The organism is Paenibacillus faecalis (assembly GCF_900289175.1).
Classification (GTDB): domain Bacteria; phylum Bacillota; class Bacilli; order Paenibacillales; family Paenibacillaceae; genus Paenibacillus_AQ; species Paenibacillus_AQ faecalis.
In genome coordinates this window covers 79,151-99,659 of sequence record NZ_LT985747.1, presented here as the reverse complement: position 1 = coordinate 99,659, position 20,509 = coordinate 79,151, and the positions used below count along the sequence as shown (strand labels likewise).

Here is a 20,509-nt window from a genome sequence, read left to right as displayed (position 1 = left end):
GAATAAGTATGGAAACAAGATATGCTAACTTTCTATGCACATAGTATAATGGACAAATCAGGAAGCAAGAAATGAGGAATTCTAAATTATGCTTAAAGGTTGGAAGTTTTCTGTGCTTGGTATCGTGATCGTTGGCATAACGGCAGCGGTTGCTCCGCAGTTTGGATGGATCGACTATGGAAGATCGATATCTTTGTTTATTTTATTCGTTCTGTTTGTAGCTGCACTCGAGCTGATGGACTGGCTTGGCAGGCGAAGAAAAGGCTCATAATATTTCATCCGAAAGTTAAAGACGCACTGCACCTCAAAACGCACCTTTGTATTCGAGATTTGTTTTGCATCTGATGACTATGATATGATCAACCTTAATTAAAGCGCCGCAAGCCATTGGATCGGTGTATGATGATGGATTGTACAATCATTATTCTCGAAGGCCTTAATTAAGGAGGGGGAATATGGAGTATTTGGCTGTACAGCCCTATTATAAAATTCAAAGGGAAGTCGGAAGCACGGAACAAGTGACGTATGAGGATGATCGGATGCTCTATCTGTATCATGATAAAATTGTGACGCATTATCGCGAATTTTCGATTGCAGACGTGTTTGATTTGTCTTACCGTCAGATGGGTGACACAGGAGGATTTTTATACCTGCACACGAAGTTTGGTGTTTATTCGTATACCGTGAAGGAAGACCCTTCAAGTTTTATTGAAACTTTCAAAAATCTATAACATTGAATTGCAAAATGATTCGTACCGTCAGCCCGCCAGCTGGCGGTTTTTTTGTTTTTTTAGAGCATGAAATATGTTTATCTTTATGGTTAATTTTTACAAAAACCCGGACTAAAGTCGGTATTGAAGACTTGGCTTAAGCAGGTTTCTGAACTAGGATCACTTCTTATAAACTGATATATAAGCACATAATTGCCAAATGGAAGGATACATAGAATAGGAGAGGAAGATTTGTTTTCATATGTAATAACAGACTCTAAGGAAAAACGAATATTGTATGGGCTTATGGCTTTTGTATTCGTGATGTCTGCATCGATCGTTTTATTGTATGGAGATTACTTTTTTTTGGGAGACCCCAGCAACCCTGACAACGATGATGTGAAATATATTCAGACAGCGAAATTGATGCTGAACGAAGGAACACTTGCCTATAACACCGGAACGGAACCATCCTCATTCATCATGCCGGGTTTCCCGTTTGTTTTAGCAGGGTTCCTGGCGATCTTCGGACAGGATGGCGGAGGGGTGATAGCCTTTCGCCTGTTTCAATGTTTGCTTCAAGCAGGCTCACTGTATTTGATTTTTATTATTGTACGACATGTGTTTAACTCCAGAATCGCTATCATTGCATGTGTTTTAAGCGCGCTATATCCCCCGGACTACTTCTCATCAGGGGTTATTCTGTCTGAGACGTTGTTCCGGACTGTTTTATTGCTGCTAGTTTGTGTACTCATAACTGCCGTGCAGTCTAAGCGATCGGGATGGTATGCGCTTGTTGGGGGGCTTACCGCAATCGCAGCCTATTTTAAACCACATGCTTCTTTATTTCCGGCTGTACTGCTCATTCTATGGTGGAAAGAGAAGTACACGTGGAAGGAGATGCTTCGATTTACATGCATTATCGCTTTGGTATACATAGCTTTGCTGTCACCTTGGTGGATACGCAACATGATCACGTTTGATCGTTTTATCCTGTTTACTGATTCCGGCGGCAGCCCATTTTTACTCGGTACCCAGATCCTTAATCAGATGCCTTCCGCGGGCTTTTTCGAAGCTTATCCTCAATATGATCCGGAGACGATCTATCACGGCTCTGATTCCAGCGCGGCAGCCAAAGGAATCGATATATTGAAGTATGGCTTTACTCATGAGCCGTTTAAATATTTGCTCTGGTATACGGTAGGCAAGTTAATAGGGCTTTACTTTGCGGCTTATTACTGGCGCCCTGTACTTGGTATAGGACTGGTCGAAATGCATATTCTGCAAGCGTTGTTGATGGGATTAAGCATAGCGGGAATTATACTATCCCGAAAGGTTAGAAGCTGGCGGAATCAATTACCTTTGCTGCTTACCCTTATGTATTTTACTGTAATCTATATACCGTTTATCGCTTTTTCAAGGTACGGATATCCGAATATTGTTTTTCTGATTATGTATGCTGCTGTAGCTGTTGATTGTCTAACGAATTCATATCGTTCAAAAAGTATGAAAAATGAGTAACCGCATCAGTTGGAAGGATGATTCATGTGATAGCAGGGAAGAAGCTTATCATTGTACCAGCATATAATGAGGAGAACAGCATTGGAGCTGTGATCCAAGATATTTATGCACATGTCGATGATGTCGATGTGCTAGTGATTGATGATGGGTCTACGGACCGGACGGCTGAGAATGCACGTTTTCACGGGGCAAAAGTGTTGACTATGCCTTTTAATGTTGGGATTGGTGGCGGAATGCAGACAGGTTACCGCTTTGCATTAAAACACGGTTATGATGTTGCTGTACAGATGGATGCTGATGGACAGCATTGTGCGAGAGAGCTGCCCAAACTGTTTGAACAAATAGAGCAATATGATCTGGTCATAGGTTCTCGTTATTTAGAAGAAACAGCGTATCGTTCAACGATGATGCGCCGCATAGGGATGATATTCTTTACAGGCTTGCTGCGGATCGTGTTGGGGCAGCAATTCACGGATACAACGAGCGGTTTCCGTGCAGCCAATCGCAAAGTTATCGGTCTGTACGCAGATTATTATCCGATGGATTATCCTGAGGTAGAGTCCATCGTCTATTTAAAGCGTAATGGATGCAGGATCACGGAAGTGAAGACAGAAATGAGGGCAAGGCAAGCTGGAAGATCCTCGATTACTCCTATAAAATCGATCTACTATATGATCAAGGTAACGCTGTCTGTTATTATGTGCGCTGCTCGTCTTAAGGAAGTGAAGCCGCGATGATGAACATCTATTTTTTGTCTTTGCTGCTGTCATTATCGTTTCTCGTAACGACATTTGAGCTGGTTAGAAGACAGAAACTGAAAGAGCAGTATTCATTATTATGGATAACGTTTAGCATAACGATGCTTGTTGTATCTTTAAATGTTACGTTTGTGGAAAAAATCGCGCAGTGGATGGGTGTTAAATATGCGCCTGCGATACTGTTTTTGTTCGGGCTGCTATTTTGTTTTGCCATTATGCTCCATATGACAATCGTGATTACGAAGCTAAGTCATCAAGTGCTACGATTAGCTCAAGAACTGACGATGATGAAGGAGAGTAAATCATCCCATGAGTAAACTGCTAAGTTACGGGTTGCTGTTCAGTAATATTATACTTTTGGTCATTGGGCAGATAATGTTCAAAATCGGATTACAGCAGAGCGGAGGCTTACACTGGGGGAAGCTGGCCTTATCGCCAGCCATCTGGATCGGGTTGTTGCTTTATGGGATTGCAACTATAGTTTGGTTTATCATATTATCCCGCTTGCCGCTCGGGGTTGCTTATCCGATGCAAAGTCTCGCTTATGTGTTGGCCATGTTCGCTGCGGTCTGGTTGTTCGGCGAGGAATTGACGCTTGCCAAAGGTGCAGGTGTCATCGTTATTTTGTTTGGTGTTTATCTCATTGCAAAATAACATGTTTTACACTAATGATTAGACGGACGCCGAATGATCCGAATATATTCGCGAGGGGCAAAGGGCTGAGTTTCAGGATCTGATTCCTTTACGTTTGTTGTGTTTATATTATAATTAGGTGTAAGCGGTCTCTCCATAGGAATTTGGTATTGTGTGCGGCTGATATGCTTGTCCAAAGCAGCGGCCCCAATGATCAGCAGAACGAATAATAATACACACACTGAAATCTTTCGTGCAATCATTTTGCATCACTCCTCAATTATGAGTAGTGCCCATTTATGTAAGTTTTCATACCACAACCCTTTGACAAAAACGCCATTTATAGGCTATACTGATTGACAGTTTGAGACGTTTACATTAAAGTGACCAACTACATATGGAATCACCGGAGGAGCCTGCCAACAGCGGGCTTTTTTTGCGCTTTTTTAGTCTTACGAAGGAGTGCATTTGGTAATACTAAGAAAAGAACATTATATTTGGGTTAAGGAGGAATCAACTTGTCGCTGCTTCATGCCGCCATTATGGCACCTTTTATTTTTGCCGTTTTGGTACCTCTGATTTACAAGTTTACGAAACGTATTCATACAGGATGGTTTGTCCTTCCTGTCCCGGTCATCTTATTTGTTTACTTCTTAAGCAAAATCTCTTCTGTCCAGCAAGGTGAGACGATCCTTACAAGCATACCGTGGATACCTTCACTAGGTATTGATTTTACGGTGTATTTGGATGGGCTCAGTCTATTGTTCGCCTTGTTGATTACCGGTATTGGTTTGCTGGTCGTTCTATATTCCGTTTATTACATGGATAAGAACAAAGAAGCGATTCATCGGTTTTATGTATATCTTCTTCTGTTTATGGGCGCAATGCTCGGTGTCGTCTTATCCGACAATGTAATGGTTCTGTACGGATTTTGGGAATTGACAAGCATATCGTCATTCTTGTTGATTGCTTTCTGGTATTCCCGGGAGCGCTCAAGATACGGGGCCTTGAAATCGATGCTTATAACGGTATTCGGCGGCCTTGCCATGTTTAGCGGCTTTCTTATGCTGTCAGTTATGTCCGGAACGATGAGCGTAAGGGAGATCATTGCCCAGGTTCCTGATATAACGGACCATACGTTGTTTATTCCCGCTATGCTTATGGTTCTGCTTGGCGCCTTTACGAAATCGGCTCAATTTCCGTTTCATATTTGGCTGCCGGATGCGATGGAAGCACCGACTCCTGTCAGTGCCTATCTTCACTCGGCTACGATGGTCAAAGCAGGGCTGTACCTGGTAGCTCGCTTTAGTCCGGTCTTTGCCGGGAATGCACAGTGGTTCTGGCTCGTGACCGCTGTCGGCTTGACTACGCTGATCTACGGATCGATTCGGGCGATCAAGCAGACGGATTTAAAGGCTTTGCTTGCATTTTCAACGATCAGCCAGCTCGGGCTTATTATGAGTTTGCTTGGTCTGGGATCGGCCGCTGCTTTTTATTCCGGAAGTCCGGATTCATTGATTTACACAAAAGCAACGACAGCTGCTATCTTTCACCTGATCAATCATGCAACGTTTAAGGGCGCACTGTTTATGGTCGTCGGCATCGTTGACCACGAAACCGGTACACGTGATATCCGCAAACTCGGCGGTCTGATGGCGTTGATGCCAATCAGCTTTACGGTAGCTGCTATAGGAGCTTTCTCTATGGCTGGTCTGCCGCCGTTTAACGGTTTTTTAAGTAAAGAAATGTTCTTTACGGCCGTTCTTCATGCGACGGAGATGGATTTTTGGAACGTTCAAACCTGGGGTGTGCTCATCCCTGTTGTGGCCTGGATCGCAAGCGTGTTTACATTCTTGTACAGCATGATTCTGGTGTTCAAGACGTTCACGGGGAAATTGCAACTGGGCAAGCTGGAAAAGAAGCCGCACGAAGCTCCGCTTGGCATGCTCATTTCACCGGTGATTTTGGCTTCCCTTGCTGTTGTGTTTGGATTATTCCCGAACTTGCTGTCATATTCGCTGATTGAACCGGCGATGGCTGCCATTATGCCGAATATGCTTGCACCGGGCGAAAAGTTCCTCGTCAACATCGAGTTCTGGCATGGATGGACAACCGAAATTTTTATGACGATCGGCATCATCATTTTGGGTACGATTCTATACAAGCTTTATGGAAAATTACGTGTACTCAATCAGCCTTTGTTTAAACGTGTTACCTTTAACCGGATTTATGATCGCGGACTGGCTCTTTTTGAACAGGGGAGCAACAAATTGACACGCGGCTATATGACCGGATCCCTTCGTCATTACATGATTTATATTTTTGGCTTTATGATTCTGATATTGGGATATGCCTTGGCGTATTCAGGCGGTATCAAGATCAATGCATCCGAATACGCTCCGATCTCGTTTTACGAAGCAGTTGTTATCATTGTGTTGATATTGGCGGTTTTGGCGCTTCCTTTCGTTCGAAACCGGCTCGTTGCCATTATTTTGACAGGTATGTCCGGTTATATGGTTACCTTATTTTTTGTTTTGTTCCGTGCACCGGATTTGGCGCTTACGCAAATGGTTGTAGAAACCGTCTCTGTTATGCTGTTCCTGCTCTGCTTTTATCATCTGCCAAAGCTCAAAAAGGAGCAGGTTCGATTGCGGTTCAAATGGACGAATGCACTGATTTCAATCGGTGTAGGCGTTATCGTTACACTTATTGCACTTGGAGTTACGAGCGGCGGCCGAATGTTTGAGCCGATCTCGGATTATTTCCTGAAAGAAAGCTACACGTCAGCTGGAGGTAAAAACGTCGTCAACGTCATCCTCGTAGATTTCCGTGGATTTGATACGATGCTCGAAATTACGGTGCTGGGTATTGCAGCACTTGGAATCTATGCCTTGATCAAAATCGATCCAGGTAATGAAATTTTAGGGCAGCGGGTGGTAAGACAAGATATCCTTTTGCCGAAGAGCAATGATGTCATTCTGAAAACCATCTCGAAAGTAGTCATTTTTATCGTTTTTACATTTGCGCTTTTCTTATTTCTTGCCGGTCACAACAGCACAGGCGGGGGCTTTATCGGAGGATTGATGACCTCCTCGGCCTTGGTGCTTTTATCGATGGCTTTCGGTATGAGAATAAGTCAGCAAATGATCCCGTTAAATTACAGAACGGTTACGGCTGTAGGTCTTATGCTTGCTTTTCTAACAGGTGTGGGATCGTTCTTCTTTGATGTTCCATTCCTCAGTCATACATTCGGGCATGTTGACCTCCCGCTGCTGGGTGAGACCGAGCTTACTACAGCTATGCTGTTTGAGACGGGGGTATATTTGGCGGTTGTAGGAGTCACCATGACGATTATATATACAGTTGGGAGGGACAACTAGCCATGGAATTATATATGTCGATTGCGATCGGTGTTTTGTTCGCTGTTGGAGTGTATCTGATTCTCTCCAAAAGTATACTTCGCATTATCCTTGGAACTTCACTGATTTCACACGGGGTGCATTTGCTTTTGCTGACAACTGCCAAGCTGAAGACAGGTGCAGCACCACTGCTTGGGGAACAGGCGGAAACCTATGTTGATCCGCTTCCGCAGGCGCTTATTCTGACATCTATTGTAATCAGCTTTGGCGTGACGTCGTTCTTCTTCGTGCTTGCGTATAAAGCATATCAGCGGCTGGGAACGGACGATATGGAAGAATTGAGGGGGGAAGAAGATGAATAACCTGATCGTTCTTCCGCTCCTGATCCCACTCATCACAGCCGTTATTCTTATTTTTCTTTCTAAGAGAGTGAAGGCTCAGCGATGGATCAGCTTGATCAGTATCCTTCTCAATGGGGGATCTGTCGTGCTTATCATGAATCAGGTTCAGGAGAAGGGGATTCAGACTTTATATATGAGCGGCTGGCTGCCGCCTTACGGTATTGTTTTCGTTGCGGATATGTTCGCTGTCTTGCTCGTTATGACGACAGTTATTGTAGCAGCAGGATGTCTGTTATATTCGTTCCGAACCATTGGTGAAGAGAGAGAAAAATATTATTTTTACCCATTTTTTCAATTTCTTCTGGCCGGCGTAATCGGCTCATTTTTGACAGGGGATTTGTTCAACTTATTTGTCTGCTTTGAAGTTATGCTTATATCTTCTTATGCGCTGATCGTGCTAGGCGGTACGAAGCGCCAGCTTCGAGAAACGTTGAAATATATGCTGATCAACATTATTTCATCTGCACTGTTTGTTGCCTCGATGGCTTATCTGTATGGTGTAGTGGGTACGCTGAATATGGCTCATCTGTCTGTTCGCGTAGCTGAAGCAGGCCAGGGCGGCTTGCTCAGTGTGATCGCCATTATGCTGCTGGTCGTCTTTTCACTTAAAGCCGGACTGTTTCTGTTCTTCTGGCTGCCGGGGTCCTATCGGGTTCCTCCGACAGCGGTCATTGCGTTATTCGGTGCGCTGCTGACTAAAGTCGGGTTGTATGCGATGATTCGGACGTTTACGCTTATCTTTTATCATGATCAAGGTTTTACCCACAACATTATTGCCTGGATGGCAATCGCGACGATGGTTCTGGGCGGAATTGGAGCCGTAGCATACAAGGACCTATATCGAATATTGAATTACAATGTCGTTATCAGTGTAGGATTTATCGCTTTCGGGTTGGCTGTGGCAACGAAGGACTCGCTGGACGGTACGGTGCTTTATCTGATTCATGACATGATTGCTAAAGCACTGATGTTTATACTTGGAGGAATGATCATCTCGGCAGCAGGAACGAGCAAGCTCGGCGAAATGGGTGGATTAATCAAACGCTACCCGCTGCTTGGATGGATGTTCTTCATTCTGGCGTTAGCTTTGGTCGGCATTCCGCCGCTCAGTGGCTTCCCGGGTAAAGTATTGATGGTTCGCGGTGGCCTTGCGGAAGGTGAATATTTGCTGACCGCTATCGCTGTAGCTTCGAGTTTGATTGTATTGTACTCCCTTATGCGCGTGTTTATTGGAGCATTTTGGCGGGAAGATCCCTTACTGCCTGTTCAGGAAAAGAAAAAATGGCATAGTTCGGCTTATGTATCTGCAATCGGTCTGTTGGTCTTGGTTATTGGTCTGGGTGTCGGTTCGGAATGGATTTATTCCTTCGCCGGACAGGCGGCTGAGGTTCTGACCGATCCGTCAATATACATTGAAGCCGTATTAAAGGAGTAGTGAAGATGGGCTTTCAAATTGTATTGAATTTTATTATCGCCTTCGTCTGGATGTTTCTAAATTCGGACTGGTCTGCCCAACGCTTCTTTATTGGATATTTGATCGGTGCCATTCTCATTGGACTGTTGAACCGGTTTTGGGAGCAAGACTTTTATTTACGGAAGTTATGGGCGATTATTGCACTGTTGTTACTGTTTCTGAAAGAGTTGATTTTATCGAGCTTTACCGTCATTGGTCAGGTGATTAAACCAAAGCTCGATATTCATCCGGGGATATTTGCCTATGAAACGGAACTGACGAGCGACTGGGAAATCACCGTGTTATCTTGCCTGATCTGTCTGACCCCTGGAACACTGACCATGGAAGTTTCTAGTGATAATCGGACGCTATATATACATGCTATGGACATTAAAGATAAGGATGAGGTCGTTCAGCAGATTAAGGATACCTTTGAAAAAGCAATTCTGGAGGTGACCCGCTAATGCTGAATAATATACTTATCGCTTCTCTCGTTATACTGTCGCTGGCATTATTCGGGTGCTTGTACCGTTTGATTAAAGGGCCTTCCATGAATGACCGGATCATGGCACTGGATACGATCGGAATTATTCTGCTGTCGATGATCGCTGTTCTTTCGATGTTGTTTCGGACGGAGGCGTACTTTGACATCATATTGCTGATCGGTATTCTAACCTTTATCGGCTCAACAGCCTTGGCAAGATATATTGAAAGAGGTGATGTCATTGAACGAAGTAACGATGAGTGAGATCGGGGAACTGATCATCGGTCTGTTCGTACTGTTTGGTGCTTTGCTTAGTGCGATAAGCGCATTTGGCCTAATCCGTTTGCCTGATGTGTATTTAAGATCGCATGCGGCAACGAAAAGCTCAACGCTGGGCGTTCTGATCATACTGCTGAGCGCCTTCCTATACTTTATGTTCTATGTAGATCATGTTAGTGCCAAGCTTCTGCTAGGTATTATCTTTGTCTTCATTACCGCTCCGGTTGCGGGTCACTTGAATGGAAGAGCTGCCTATCGATCGGGTGTTCCGTTGTGGGAGAAAAGCACACTTGATGATCTTGGCCCTGCACTTAAGAAGGCACAAAAAAACAGTAAACGCCAAGATATGAACTAGAAGTTCAATTCAGGAACAGTTTGTTTTCAACCGTTGTGTATATTTAGAGATGAGCATTAAAAGAGCGAGTACTGAGGGATGAAGCTTTTCCTCGATACTCGCTTTTAATTCATAAAATGATCAACGGTTTGGAAGACACCGGAGTCCATGTTCATATTAGACATGGTGGTACCGATTTTCCATTTTTTTGCCGACAAACCACAGCAGTCCGAGAACACCGATGGCAATTAATATACGCCATGGCTGATGTACGAATGACTGCCAATCATGACCGATAAAGGCGATCATAAATATCATGACCGATTTACCTGCCATCACAGCAATGGCAAAGGTTCTAAAGGATATGGTACTGATCCCTGAGGCGATGTTGATAAGTGACGAAGGAGTAAAGGGAAAGCAGTAGAGTATAAAGATCGGAGTAAAGCCCTTTTCCTCGATCCAGTGAAAGAATCGCTGGGTTCCCGGCATTCGTTTTTGTATATATAGTCCGAGTTTCCCGCCCAATTTTCGTGTTAACCAAAATACAGTTATAGAGCCGGCGCAAACACCGATCCATGAAAAGAGAAATCCTAGCCACAGTCCGTAAGCAGCCGCGTTTCCCATAACGATGACGATGAGTGGAAGAAACGGAAGAAATGCTTCAGCGAAGGAAAATAAGATGCCAGGCAGGGGACCTAGACTTGAATATTTGTTGAGCCAGAACTCGACCTGCTTCATATCGACACCTTTCGTAAAGGTGATAACTTGTTCAATCCAATCTAACATGATTTCTCTCCCTATCGTTACCTGTTAATAAAACTTCTGTTATTGGTATGTGGAATTAAATTGAAGTCGCTCGATTTATGTCAAAAAATAACGAATATTATTATATCATAATATACCATTGGATCGCATCTGACTAAGAGAGACGGTTCATTATCGTGTTGTTAGGCGCTCTCTTTGTGCTGGACACTTTTACTGCTGACAAAATGGCTTGGTCATATTATACGACAAAATTTGAATAAACCTAAAAATTTTTATATTATGATGAAGTGAAATTTTTTTAGGCTATCGCCAAAAGCGGTAATATTCTACACTGAAGGGGTCCTTCTGCATGTCCAAAAAACATCGAAAGCTGTCTCTGTACGAGATCATCAAACGCTTCATTTTTATTACGATCGGAGCGGTTTTGATGGCCGTCGCTCTCGAAATATTCCTCGTTCCAAACTCCATTATTGATGGAGGAATTACCGGTATCTCTATCGTTTTATCCAAAGTGACTCCTGTAGCACTTGGATTGTTCCTGTTTTTGCTCAACCTTCCGTTTCTGTTTATCGGTTACAAGCAAATCGGCAAAACATTTGCCTTGTCTACGTTGTATGGAATTATTGTACTGTCCGTTACTACAGCGCTGCTTCATCATGTTGAACCCTTTACAAATGAGAAAATTCTAGCTGTTCTCTTCGGAGGTCTCATTCTTGGGTTTGGGGTGGGCCTGGTGATCCGTTACGGCGGAGCGCTGGATGGTACAGAAATCGTTGCGATTCTGCTTTCCAAAAAGTTGCGTATCCCTGTTGGACAGATCGTGATGATCATTAACGTGTTTATTTTTATTGTGGCCGGATTCGTATTCGGTGCCGACTCGGCGATGTTCTCCATCTTTACCTATTACATCGCTGCGAAGGTGATGGATATTGTAGTTGAAGGTTTGGAGGAATCCAAGTCCGTTACGATTATTTCCAATCTGTCTGAAGATATTTCAGATGCGATCAATGACAGGCTGGGACGGAGCACAACATTGTTGTATGGTAAAGGCGGATTCTCTAAAGAAGACACTCAAATTATCTATTGTGTAGTCAACAGACTTGAAGTATCCAAGCTGAAAACCGTCGTTCAGGAAATCGATAACAACGCGTTTATTTCGATTCAAAATGTTGCTGATGTATTTGGCGGCAGCATTGTAAAGCGAGATATCCACTAGATATGACTTGTTTGGCAACCAAAAAACTCTTCCCTGATCATAAAAACATGGGAAGAGTTTTTTTGAAATTATTTTCGCAGTTCAAAAAAATCGCATTCATTTCGCTTATAGTAACCGAGCGTACTCACTTCGGATTGGGTGACGACCGTTTCGTCCGTAAATCGGATAACAAACGTTCCGGAATCAATGAGATGATTATCTTTAAAAATTCGGATTTTGTACTGGAGATCCACTGCCTCCTGAAAATCCTGATCTGTAATTAAAGGTCTAACAATAGGCATGATATTGTTGTTCTCCTCCTTTACAAAGGGGGATTGGTGTGACATTTGCGGCAGACCGGAAAATAGGTATCGTTTCCTCCAATAACAATCTGCTCCCCGGTGTAGACCGGCTTTCCATCTTTTAGACGAAGGTTCATAGTTGCTTTGCGTTCACAGAACCAGCAGATTGTTTTCATTTCTTCGATTTTATCCGCATAGATCAGCATGAAGCGGCTTCCTTCAAAGAGTTCATTCTGAAAGTCGTTTTTGAGTCCGAAACCCATCACCGGAATATCGAGTTCATCAACAATCCGAACCAGCTGCAAAATGTTGTCCTTGTTTAGAAACTGACATTCATCGACAAGCACACAGTAAGGCTTGGGGTCGTGCCTGCTAACGATGCCATAGATATCGGTGTTTTCCATGATCGGTATCGCTTGTCTTCTCAGGCCGATCCGTGAAGAGATATACCCTACTTCATCCCGGTTGTCGATTGCGGAAGTAAAGATGAGAACCGGTTTGTTTTGCTCCTCATAGTTATGTGCCACTTTCAGAATTTCAATCGATTTACCGCTATTCATTGCTCCATATTTGAAAAATAACTGTGCCATTTCCATATCCTTTCCCGAAGAACAAATTCAGTCCATATCATTCTCTCATTATTATGCGGTGTATGTAAACAGCAAAATGTTTTAAAAAAATGGCATCGCAGTTCTCGGACTGCGATGCCGTTTTCAATATCGTCTAATAGTAGTAATGATAGCAGCGAATGACGATGACGAGTAGAATAAATAAAACCAATTCTATAGGGATGCCTGTTCTAACACAGCAGTGAGGGTGTTTGTGATGATGATGCACATGAGCAGTCGTGTGATACACTTTGTGTCCAACCGGGTGATGCATACTCCATTCTGCCTTTCCTTTTTCGCCTCTTACAGGCCCTGTTCCAGCTCCGCCTGCTGCTCCAACACCAGTCATGATAACAGCTCCTTCTCGAAAAGTTATGTGTTTATCTGGGTTATTGTATGACGAGAAAGGCAAATGTACCTGTGCCAATACCCATCTTTCGTCAAGTTTTATGGATATTCGTTTAATTACACGTAGTGAAGCTAATTTATAGCAGCGCTTTTTGTAAATTATCTGTTCAGAACCCTGTTTATGTTATAACATATGAAAGAATGATTAGTAACTTTTGTAAGTTATACATAGGAGTGATTGCGATTGTCCATTAAAATGATTAAACTCCTGTTCGTACCGTTTATATCTCTATTCATTATCGTTTCATCGATCACGTTGGGGAAGCATGTGAGTTTGGAACTGATGCTGATAACAGCTTTATTGCTATCGGCAAGCCTGGCCTTGGATGATAAATACCCGTTGTTAAAAAGGTTCCAGTTTATCTTTGTCGGTGCATTTCATTTTGCCAGCAGTTTAAATTGGTCCATCCTGCTATATTATATTGTCATCATCAATCTGATTCAGCAGAAAGAGAAGTTTAATGAAATGTTGCCACCGGGGCTACTGCTTGTTTTGCAATACTCCATCATTCGACTCACATATATGCCACTGGATGTTTATACCGTGCTTTTATTTTTGTTTGATATCATTTCTTTACTTGTGATCATCATGACGTTCCACATCATTATTCGCATCGAGTCTGAGAAAAAAACGTTAACAAAGCAAAACGACTACCTCATTTATCATGATTCACTTACCGGTTTTTTAAATTATGAAGGCTATATGAAAATGGTACAAGAACTTACCGATAGCAGAACACATTTTCAGCTGGTACTACTCGATATTAATAATTTCAAATCGTTGAATGCTAAGGATATCGTGACAGCGAATGAGATACTGATCCATTTCTCTCGTTCCATTTCAAAACATTTCACAAATATGATTGGTTCGGCCAGATATGCAGGAGACCGGTTTGCAATTCTGTTACCGTCTGCTGATGAGGTAAGCGATGACATGCCTTTTGATGAGCTCGGAATACAGGTCACATACAGCGTAACTCATTTTCCTAAAGAAGCGGCTACATTTCAGGAAATCATTAGCATGGCTGAGGATCGAATATTTCAGATGAGAAGAGAAAGCTGGCTAAAGAGTCAAGAAGAATTTATGCGCTCTGCGAAAATGAAAACGGTTGGGGAGCTGGCTGCCGGAATGGCTCATGAAATCCGCAATCCCTTAACCGCGATAAAAGGATTTATTCAGCTGTCCAAAATTCAAAACTACAACATCCAGCCATGGTATGAGGTGATCATGGGTGAAATCACGCGGGTTGGCGAGCTGACGGCAGAGTTTCTTCAGTTTTCAAAGCCGCATGTGAGCAATATGAAGCCGGATTCATTACGATTTTGCATGACGAGGGTCTTTTCACTTTGCGAATCTGAAGCAGCCTCACGCGGTCATTCGTTTACGATGGAAGTTCCAGATGAGTCGGTTATGGTCTACATGGACAGAGATAAAATCATTCAAGTCATGATTAATCTGATACGAAACGCATTTCAGGCGATGGAGACAACCGGCCATGTTCATTTCTCACTACAGTTAGAGGGAAAGACGGCAATCATTAAGGTTCAAGATACAGGTAAGGGGATAGCCGAAGCGTATATCAGCCAAATTTTTGATCCGTTTTATACGACGAAAGAAGAAGGGACAGGCCTGGGATTATCCTTATGTCAAAAAATCGTGGAGGATCATGGCGGCTCGATTTCCGTTAACAGTGAGATTGACACAGGAACCACATTTACCGTAAAGCTGCCTACTGCTGAGGACGAGGATTAAGTTGGTAAACAGGAGCACTAATATAAAAAAGGCTGCCTGGGGGAAATTCCCCCAGGCAGCCTGGATTTACTTAATCATTCACTTGAACCATCCAACCAAACGGGTCCGGAAGGGCCCCTCTTTGAATACCGGTTAACGTATCATAAAGCTTTTGCGAAATTTCGCCCGTATTTCCGCCGTTGATCAGTACCTTCTCATCTTTCCAGTTGAGCTCGCCGATCGGGGAGATCACTGCAGCCGTTCCGGTACCGAAGGCTTCCTCCAGCTGTCCGTTTTTAGCGGCGTTAAAAAGATCCTCAATCGCGATCATGCTTTCCTCAACAGGAACTTCCCAATGCTTGAGCAGCTGAATAATAGAACTGCGGGTAATGCCGTCCAGAATACTGCCGCTTAGTGCAGGGGTATGGACTGTTCCGTTGATTTTGAAAAAGACGTTCATGCTGCCGACCTCTTCAATGTATTTGCGGTGAACTCCATCCAGCCACAGCACTTGGGAATAGCCTTGTTCTTTGGCATTTTCCTGAGCCTTTAAACTAGCAGCATAGTTGCCGGCAGTTTTGGCTTCCCCGATACCGCCTCTGACGGCGCGTACATATTCGCTTTCAACGTAGATTTTGACAGGATTGACCCCTTCGGGATAGTAGTTGCCTACCGGCGACAGGATGATAATGAACTGATATTGTGTAGAAGCATCTACGCCTAGAGCGGGCTCGGTAGCAATGACAAACGGACGGATGTACAAGGAGTTTTCGGATGCTGTAGGAATCCAGTCCTGATCTATCACGATCAGTTTTTTTAAGGCTTGAAGGGCAAGCTCCTCATCAATAGCAGGAACACCCAGTCGTTCGTTGGAACGGTTTAAACGTTTGAAGTTGCGATCAGGTCTGAACAGCAAAACCTGCCCATCCGAGGTCTTGTAAGCTTTCAATCCTTCAAAGATCGTCTGGCCATAGTGGAATACTTTGGCGGCTGGGTCCAGCACAATCGGTTGATATGGCACAATGCGAGGTTCGTGCCACCCTTTGCCTTCAGCGTAGTTCATGATGAACATATGATCGGTAAAATGAATGCCGAAACCTAATTCATGCTGAAGTGGTTTCTGTTTCTTCTTCGTTGTTATTTGGACGTCTATCGAACTGGCCATGATTTCAATCGCTCCCTAACTATTATTGTTTATATTGAATGCTATCATTTCAGAAGATATATTTAAAGTATCTATTTTGATTAATTACTATACCTTTCAGGTATGCTCGACATTTAGGATGCGGACTTCATTGAAAGCTTAAATGTGAACCTTCACCTCCAAAAACCCATATACTGAGTTCTATACAAAGTGTAGGGAGGTTTTTTTGTGGGCAAACCCATAAAAGGCATTTTGTTCTGTTCGCATGATTCTGACGGTTCAGACCATTCTGAGCATGCTCATAAGCTATTTATAACTTCCTGGGATGGAAGATCCGTAAACGTTCATGTTCATCCATTTTCCGGCGATACTTCGTATGATGTCGGCCATTTTCACCATTATGCCGGAATTACAGAGGCTGCACCCAGCGGCGTCCAGCATGTGCATAATTATTATGCAGTAACTTCCTTCGATGATGGGCATAAACATACGATCAGGGGAACGACAGGCCCAGCATATCCGCTGCCGGGAGGGGGACATTATCATCACTTTGAAGGCTATACAACGGTAAATGGTGCTGTTCCACATGCTCATAAATATGCCGGAAATACGGGAAAGGAAACGGTTTAAAATATAATGCTCGTCTTTCGCTAGAAAAAGCGGAAGTATTGAATGCTCTACGTAATGATTGTTTACATTCATCCTCATTTGTCATACAATATATCAATAATTCATATCGTAATATATTGAAACCCCATTTTTTTTGTTTTTTGGAATCCAAAACAAGAGAACTGGGGTTTTTCTGCGGGGGAGAGAGCATTTTGTTTCACTTGTTAAAAAATTCGCTTTATGTATTTTTAGGAGCGTGCAGCTTCGGTATTTTATCAACGATTGTGAAGTTGGCTTACAGCAAGGGCTTTTTATTCAGAGAAGTGATGATTAGCCAGTTCGCTACAGGATGGTTGATTTTGCTGATTCTGATGCTTCTATTTTCGCGGAGAAAAGTTTCGCTTAAACAGGTCGTCAAATTGGCTGGTGTCGGTCTGTGTACTTGCTTAACCGGGGTGTTCTATTATTTGTCTTTGCAAAGTATTCCCGCATCCATCGCTGTCGTGCTATTGTTTCAGTTCACATGGATGGGGGTAGTGATTGAAGCGATCGTGAAAAGATCAATGCCTGACAAGCCGACGCTTATATCTGTTACTATTTTATTTATCGGTACGATATTAGCCGGTGGATTGCTCGGAGCTGATCATCTCCAGCTTAACTTGAAGGGCACACTGCTTGGATTAGCCGCGGCCTTTATGATGGCACTGTTTGTGTTTTTCAGCGGAAGGGTCGAGACGAAACTGCCGCCGATTACAAGAAGCTTTTTTATGTCCTGCGGGGGAATGACTCTGTTAACGATTTTATTTACACCGAAGGTATTTCTGGAAGTTTCACCTACCGGGGGATTATGGATTTTCGGACTCGTACTCGGAACGTTTGGGGTCGTGCTTCCGGTACTGCTGTTTGCTTTAGGCGCACCGAACATCAGCACGGGCTTGGCCACCATACTTGGAGCCGGAGAACTGCCGGTAGCCGTAATGGTGTCGATGCTTATTTTGAACGAGTATGTGACGGGGTTGCAGTGGCTTGGCATCTTGATCATTCTTTTAGGGATCGCGTACCCGCAAATTGCAGCTGCGAGAAACAAGACGGTACAGCAAATTTAAATGAAAAAACAGGTCAGCCATATTTTCGGCTGTCCTTTTCTTTGGTTGATGATCCATCTCGTAAAGTTGCAGTGAGGGTGCTCAAAGGCGTAAAATCTAGAAGAGGGAAGAAATGAACTTATTACTTGATCATTAAGCAAGCGAAAGGACGACCTGAAATGAATCAATTGCAAATCGGACAGATTAAAAGAATGCGGGATGAAATTACTCGTTTTATGATGAAATATAAATTTGCGTTGGATGAAATGGAGACAAAAATTGAAATACTGAAAGAAGAGTTTCAGGCTCTTCATGATTACAGCCCGATCGAGCATACAAAATCAAGATTGAAAACATTTGAGAGTATTTTGAAGAAGCTTCACCGTAAAGGTAAGGATATATCGATTGAATCGATTGAAGAACATATTAAAGATATCGCTGGATTGCGCATCACATGCTCTTTCCTTTCTGATATTTATAAGGTCAGTGAAATGCTGGAGAAGCAAAGCGATTTGAAAGTGCTGAATGTGAAGGACTATATAAAGAATCCGAAACCGAACGGATATCAAAGCCTTCATCTGCTTGTAGAAGTGCCGGTCTTCTTGTCTGACCGTGTTGAGCATGTGTGCGTGGAAGTGCAAATACGGACCATAGCTATGGACTTCTGGGCAAGTCTGGAACATAAAATTTTTTACAAATACAATCAGTCTGTACCGGAAAAGCTGCTTCAAGAACTTAAGGCAGCTGCAGACACCGCCAGTGATCTAGATCATCAGATGGAGCGGCTGCAGCATGAAGTTCAGATGATCAAAGATTTACATGCAGAAGAAGCTTTGGGAGAGCTGCAAAGCTTTCAAATTAACAATCATCAGTTCAAGCTGCCGGCCGGTTTGATTGAGGTGTTGACAAAGGATTAACGGAGAGCTAACATACTGCATCTCGAGCTTCATTGAAGATCGTAGCTTGTTACAAAAAGAGCTAGCTTGAATATAAGCACACTAGGCTCTGATGAATAAAATACGGCGGTACAGGGCGTCAATCCTGTGCCGCCTTTCTTAATGGAATGCGAAAATCAATCGCATTTCGAGTGTATTGCAGTCGTCTTTTCTTGATTTGTCACATAATTGAAGGGGAAGATTCAATCGTGGAGTTAGTGTCTATGCTATACTTTTGATTTAGATAGAACGTTAAAATCAGGTTTAATTTCTTACATACAAGAGGTGTATTTATAGTGACAACAACCGTAGTTATTGGTGGAGGCATTACCGGTCTGTCAACTTTATACTATCTTCAGAAAGAGAAAAACGCGAACAATTTGGACATGCAGCTGGTGCTTGTGGAAGCGGATGATAAACTTGGGGGAAAAATCAGCACTTATTCGGATGGAGAGTTCACGATGGAGACCGGGGCAGATTCCATTGTTGCCCGTAAGGCGAATGTTGTTCCTTTTTTGGAAGAGCTGGGGATCAGCGATCAGGTTGTGTATAACGCGACAGGAATCTCTTATATTTACACGGAAGACGGATTGAAGAAGATTCCGGCCGAGGCTGTTTTTGGCATTCCTGCCAGCATCCAGTCGCTTGTTCAGAGCGAGCTGATTTCTGCCGAAGGGAAAGTGGAAGCGCTTAAAGACTTTTATACAGTCAATGAGTCGTTTACTGTGAACGATTCGCTGGGATTGTTCTTAGAAGCTTTTCTCGGTAAAGAATTGGTGCAGAAGCAGGTCGCACCTGTCGTTTCCGGTGTATATTCCGGTGAGCTGAACGACTTGACGATTGCATCCACCTTTCCTTTTCTGCTTGAATACAAGAATAAATATGGAAGTATTATTAAGGGATTGTCCGAAAATAAACATCTTTACTTAGGGGCTGCCAACAAAAAGTTTATCTCATTCAAGAAAGGAATGTCCTTTCTGATCGACCGAATGGAGCAGATGCTGAAAAACGATACACATATTTATAAAGGAGTTAAAGCGGAATCTATTGCGAAAAAGGATGGTCATTATACGGTCGCTCTGGCAGATGGACGTATGATTGAAGCGGATTATGTTGTACTGAGCAACAATAGCTCTCAGGCTCAGGAGCTGCTTGAAGATCAGGATCTTGCCAAGGATTTTGAACAGCTTCAAACCAAATCGCTGATCAGCATCTATCTTGGATTTGACGTTCCTGATCGCCAGCTGCCAAGTGACGGAACCGGATTTATATCCACTAAAGAAAGTGATGTGCTGTGCGACGCTTGTACCTGGACCAGCCGAAAATGGGAGCACACGTCTAGTAACAGAAGGCTTTTGCTTAGACTTTTCTATAAAAGCTCAAATCCGGAATATGCACGCTTAATCCGCATGTCTGAAGAAGAACTGACGAAGGTTGCGCTTTCGGACATCGCGAAAAGCCTGGGCATGAATGTGGAACCTGTCACTTCAGAAGTGACGAAGTGGCATGAAAATATGCCTAACTATCATCTGAAGCATCGTCAGATTGTAAGCCGTCTGGAACAAAAGTTTGAACAAAGTTATCCGAATGTGCTGCTGGCAGGCTGTTCTTATTATGGTGTAGGCATTCCGGATTGTATCGCTAATGGGGAGAAGACGGCCCGCGTTATTGTAGAGCGATTCATGAAAAGTTAAACAGGCGATTCGTTTGGCGTCTATCAATAGAAAGAAGGGATGTCCTCTGAGGTCAATCGACCTTTTGAGACATCCCTGTTTTTGGTTTAGGTTGTTTTTC

Annotated in this window: 24 protein-coding genes; 18 read left to right on the top strand and 6 right to left on the bottom strand. The window is 43.3% G+C overall.

Annotated features, from left to right (window positions below):
• The first annotated feature begins 88 nt into the window (after window positions 1-88).
• From C8268_RS00475 to C8268_RS00450, 6 genes are all read left to right on the top strand, one after another.
• Window positions 89-271, top strand: coding sequence for a hypothetical protein (locus tag C8268_RS00475; RefSeq protein WP_106765851.1), 183 nt, complete (start codon window positions 89-91; stop codon window positions 269-271).
• A 184-nt stretch (window positions 272-455) separates the two neighbouring features.
• Window positions 456-731 (top strand): hypothetical protein, encoded by a 276-nt coding sequence (locus C8268_RS00470; RefSeq protein ID WP_106765850.1) that lies wholly within the window; start codon window positions 456-458, stop codon window positions 729-731.
• Between the two features lie 231 nt (window positions 732-962).
• The gene (locus C8268_RS00465) at window positions 963-2,231 is read left to right on the top strand and encodes a glycosyltransferase family 39 protein (RefSeq protein ID WP_234032630.1); all 1,269 of its coding nucleotides are present in this window, start codon (window positions 963-965) and stop codon (window positions 2,229-2,231) included.
• A 26-nt stretch (window positions 2,232-2,257) separates the two neighbouring features.
• Window positions 2,258-2,968: a glycosyltransferase family 2 protein gene (locus tag C8268_RS00460; protein ID WP_234032629.1), complete on the top strand. Its 711-nt coding sequence runs from the start codon at window positions 2,258-2,260 to the stop codon at window positions 2,966-2,968.
• A complete protein-coding gene (locus C8268_RS00455; RefSeq protein ID WP_234032628.1) occupies window positions 2,965-3,306 on the top strand; it encodes a DUF2304 domain-containing protein in 342 nt (113 codons plus the stop codon). The genes C8268_RS00460 and C8268_RS00455 overlap by 4 nt, the downstream gene beginning before the upstream one ends.
• On the top strand, window positions 3,299-3,643 hold the full coding sequence (locus C8268_RS00450) for an EamA family transporter (protein WP_106765848.1): 345 nt from the start codon (window positions 3,299-3,301) through the stop codon (window positions 3,641-3,643). The genes C8268_RS00455 and C8268_RS00450 overlap by 8 nt, the downstream gene beginning before the upstream one ends.
• A gap of 11 nt (window positions 3,644-3,654) precedes the next feature.
• Here the strand turns inward: C8268_RS00450 and C8268_RS00445 are convergent, their stop codons facing one another.
• Window positions 3,655-3,885, bottom strand: a complete 231-nt coding sequence (locus C8268_RS00445) for a hypothetical protein (RefSeq protein WP_106765847.1) — start codon at window positions 3,883-3,885, stop codon at window positions 3,655-3,657.
• 255 nt (window positions 3,886-4,140) lie between these two features.
• Here C8268_RS00445 and C8268_RS00440 point away from each other — a divergent pair, with 255 nt between their 5' ends.
• Genes C8268_RS00440 through mnhG form a run of 6 tightly spaced genes read left to right on the top strand, consistent with a single transcriptional unit; the run spans window position 4,141 to window position 9,953 of the window.
• Window positions 4,141-7,002 (top strand): Na+/H+ antiporter subunit A, encoded by a 2,862-nt coding sequence (locus C8268_RS00440; RefSeq protein WP_106765846.1) that lies wholly within the window; start codon window positions 4,141-4,143, stop codon window positions 7,000-7,002.
• 2 nt (window positions 7,003-7,004) lie between these two features.
• Window positions 7,005-7,343 (top strand): Na(+)/H(+) antiporter subunit C, encoded by a 339-nt coding sequence (locus C8268_RS00435; RefSeq protein WP_106765845.1) that lies wholly within the window; start codon window positions 7,005-7,007, stop codon window positions 7,341-7,343.
• Window positions 7,336-8,817 (top strand): Na+/H+ antiporter subunit D, encoded by a 1,482-nt coding sequence (locus C8268_RS00430; RefSeq protein ID WP_106765844.1) that lies wholly within the window; start codon window positions 7,336-7,338, stop codon window positions 8,815-8,817. The genes C8268_RS00435 and C8268_RS00430 overlap by 8 nt, the downstream gene beginning before the upstream one ends.
• Window positions 8,818-8,822: 5 nt before the next feature.
• The gene (locus C8268_RS00425; protein WP_106765843.1) at window positions 8,823-9,299 is read left to right on the top strand and encodes a Na+/H+ antiporter subunit E; all 477 of its coding nucleotides are present in this window, start codon (window positions 8,823-8,825) and stop codon (window positions 9,297-9,299) included.
• Window positions 9,299-9,583 carry a Na(+)/H(+) antiporter subunit F1 gene (locus tag C8268_RS00420; RefSeq protein ID WP_106765842.1) on the top strand — a complete coding sequence of 95 codons (285 nt, stop codon included), beginning with the start codon at window positions 9,299-9,301 and terminating at the stop codon, window positions 9,581-9,583. The genes C8268_RS00425 and C8268_RS00420 overlap by 1 nt, the downstream gene beginning before the upstream one ends.
• Window positions 9,576-9,953: a monovalent cation/H(+) antiporter subunit G gene (gene mnhG, locus C8268_RS00415; protein ID WP_106769779.1), complete on the top strand. Its 378-nt coding sequence runs from the start codon at window positions 9,576-9,578 to the stop codon at window positions 9,951-9,953. Before C8268_RS00420 ends, mnhG begins: the two co-directional genes overlap by 8 nt.
• Window positions 9,954-10,109: 156 nt before the next feature.
• Here the strand turns inward: mnhG and C8268_RS00410 are convergent, their stop codons facing one another.
• Window positions 10,110-10,718, bottom strand: coding sequence for a TVP38/TMEM64 family protein (locus C8268_RS00410; protein ID WP_106765841.1), 609 nt, complete (start codon window positions 10,716-10,718; stop codon window positions 10,110-10,112).
• Between the two features lie 328 nt (window positions 10,719-11,046).
• On the opposite strand from C8268_RS00410, the gene C8268_RS00405 reads away from it, so the two are divergent.
• Complete coding sequence (locus tag C8268_RS00405) at window positions 11,047-11,913, top strand: YitT family protein (protein WP_106765840.1); 867 nt, start codon at window positions 11,047-11,049, stop codon at window positions 11,911-11,913.
• Between the two features lie 68 nt (window positions 11,914-11,981).
• On the opposite strand, the gene C8268_RS00400 is transcribed toward C8268_RS00405, so the two are convergent.
• From C8268_RS00400 to C8268_RS22575, 3 genes are all read right to left on the bottom strand, one after another.
• On the bottom strand, window positions 11,982-12,194 hold the full coding sequence (locus tag C8268_RS00400) for a hypothetical protein (protein WP_106765839.1): 213 nt from the start codon (window positions 12,192-12,194) through the stop codon (window positions 11,982-11,984).
• Window positions 12,195-12,214: 20 nt separating this feature from the next.
• Window positions 12,215-12,784 (bottom strand): thymidine kinase, encoded by a 570-nt coding sequence (locus C8268_RS00395; protein WP_106765838.1) that lies wholly within the window; start codon window positions 12,782-12,784, stop codon window positions 12,215-12,217.
• Window positions 12,785-12,917: 133 nt separating this feature from the next.
• Window positions 12,918-13,151, bottom strand: a complete 234-nt coding sequence (locus C8268_RS22575; protein ID WP_158702649.1) for a hypothetical protein — start codon at window positions 13,149-13,151, stop codon at window positions 12,918-12,920.
• Window positions 13,152-13,394: 243 nt separating this feature from the next.
• Here C8268_RS22575 and C8268_RS00390 point away from each other — a divergent pair, with 243 nt between their 5' ends.
• Complete coding sequence (locus C8268_RS00390; RefSeq protein ID WP_106765837.1) at window positions 13,395-14,963, top strand: ATP-binding protein; 1,569 nt, start codon at window positions 13,395-13,397, stop codon at window positions 14,961-14,963.
• A gap of 70 nt (window positions 14,964-15,033) precedes the next feature.
• On the opposite strand, the gene C8268_RS00385 is transcribed toward C8268_RS00390, so the two are convergent.
• On the bottom strand, window positions 15,034-16,107 hold the full coding sequence (locus C8268_RS00385) for a branched-chain amino acid aminotransferase (protein WP_199794789.1): 1,074 nt from the start codon (window positions 16,105-16,107) through the stop codon (window positions 15,034-15,036).
• A gap of 207 nt (window positions 16,108-16,314) precedes the next feature.
• On the opposite strand from C8268_RS00385, the gene C8268_RS00380 reads away from it, so the two are divergent.
• The 4 genes from C8268_RS00380 to C8268_RS00365 all read left to right on the top strand — a co-directional run bounded on the left by C8268_RS00380 (window position 16,315) and on the right by C8268_RS00365 (window position 20,409).
• A complete protein-coding gene (locus C8268_RS00380; protein ID WP_106765835.1) occupies window positions 16,315-16,716 on the top strand; it encodes a YmaF family protein in 402 nt (133 codons plus the stop codon).
• Between the two features lie 191 nt (window positions 16,717-16,907).
• Window positions 16,908-17,801 carry an EamA family transporter gene (locus C8268_RS00375; protein WP_106765834.1) on the top strand — a complete coding sequence of 298 codons (894 nt, stop codon included), beginning with the start codon at window positions 16,908-16,910 and terminating at the stop codon, window positions 17,799-17,801.
• A gap of 158 nt (window positions 17,802-17,959) precedes the next feature.
• Window positions 17,960-18,697 carry a GTP pyrophosphokinase gene (locus C8268_RS00370; protein WP_106769778.1) on the top strand — a complete coding sequence of 246 codons (738 nt, stop codon included), beginning with the start codon at window positions 17,960-17,962 and terminating at the stop codon, window positions 18,695-18,697.
• Window positions 18,698-19,011: 314 nt separating this feature from the next.
• Window positions 19,012-20,409, top strand: a complete 1,398-nt coding sequence (locus C8268_RS00365; RefSeq protein ID WP_106765833.1) for a protoporphyrinogen oxidase — start codon at window positions 19,012-19,014, stop codon at window positions 20,407-20,409.
• The last annotated feature ends 100 nt before the right edge of the window (window positions 20,410-20,509 follow it).

Bases quoted from the DNA above. Each gene is read 5' to 3' on its own strand.
- mnhG (WP_106769779.1), top strand. From the start codon at position 9,576: ATGAGTGAGATCGGGGAACTGATCATCGGTCTGTTCGTACTGTTTGGT.
- C8268_RS00405 (WP_106765840.1), top strand. From the start codon at position 11,047: ATGTCCAAAAAACATCGAAAGCTGTCTCTGTACGAGATCATCAAACGC.
- C8268_RS00370 (WP_106769778.1), top strand. From the start codon at position 17,960: ATGAATCAATTGCAAATCGGACAGATTAAAAGAATGCGGGATGAAATT.
- C8268_RS00430 (WP_106765844.1), top strand. From the start codon at position 7,336: ATGAATAACCTGATCGTTCTTCCGCTCCTGATCCCACTCATCACAGCC.
- C8268_RS00475 (WP_106765851.1), top strand. From the start codon at position 89: ATGCTTAAAGGTTGGAAGTTTTCTGTGCTTGGTATCGTGATCGTTGGC.
- C8268_RS00385 (WP_199794789.1), bottom strand. From the start codon at position 16,107: ATGGCCAGTTCGATAGACGTCCAAATAACAACGAAGAAGAAACAGAAA.
- C8268_RS00435 (WP_106765845.1), top strand. From the start codon at position 7,005: ATGGAATTATATATGTCGATTGCGATCGGTGTTTTGTTCGCTGTTGGA.
- C8268_RS00400 (WP_106765839.1), bottom strand. From the start codon at position 12,194: ATGCCTATTGTTAGACCTTTAATTACAGATCAGGATTTTCAGGAGGCA.
- C8268_RS22575 (WP_158702649.1), bottom strand. From the start codon at position 13,151: ATGACTGGTGTTGGAGCAGCAGGCGGAGCTGGAACAGGGCCTGTAAGA.
- C8268_RS00395 (WP_106765838.1), bottom strand. From the start codon at position 12,784: ATGGCACAGTTATTTTTCAAATATGGAGCAATGAATAGCGGTAAATCG.
- C8268_RS00410 (WP_106765841.1), bottom strand. From the start codon at position 10,718: ATGTTAGATTGGATTGAACAAGTTATCACCTTTACGAAAGGTGTCGAT.
- C8268_RS00455 (WP_234032628.1), top strand. From the start codon at position 2,965: ATGATGAACATCTATTTTTTGTCTTTGCTGCTGTCATTATCGTTTCTC.
- C8268_RS00445 (WP_106765847.1), bottom strand. From the start codon at position 3,885: ATGATTGCACGAAAGATTTCAGTGTGTGTATTATTATTCGTTCTGCTG.
- C8268_RS00450 (WP_106765848.1), top strand. From the start codon at position 3,299: ATGAGTAAACTGCTAAGTTACGGGTTGCTGTTCAGTAATATTATACTT.
- C8268_RS00425 (WP_106765843.1), top strand. From the start codon at position 8,823: ATGGGCTTTCAAATTGTATTGAATTTTATTATCGCCTTCGTCTGGATG.
- C8268_RS00470 (WP_106765850.1), top strand. From the start codon at position 456: ATGGAGTATTTGGCTGTACAGCCCTATTATAAAATTCAAAGGGAAGTC.
- C8268_RS00420 (WP_106765842.1), top strand. From the start codon at position 9,299: ATGCTGAATAATATACTTATCGCTTCTCTCGTTATACTGTCGCTGGCA.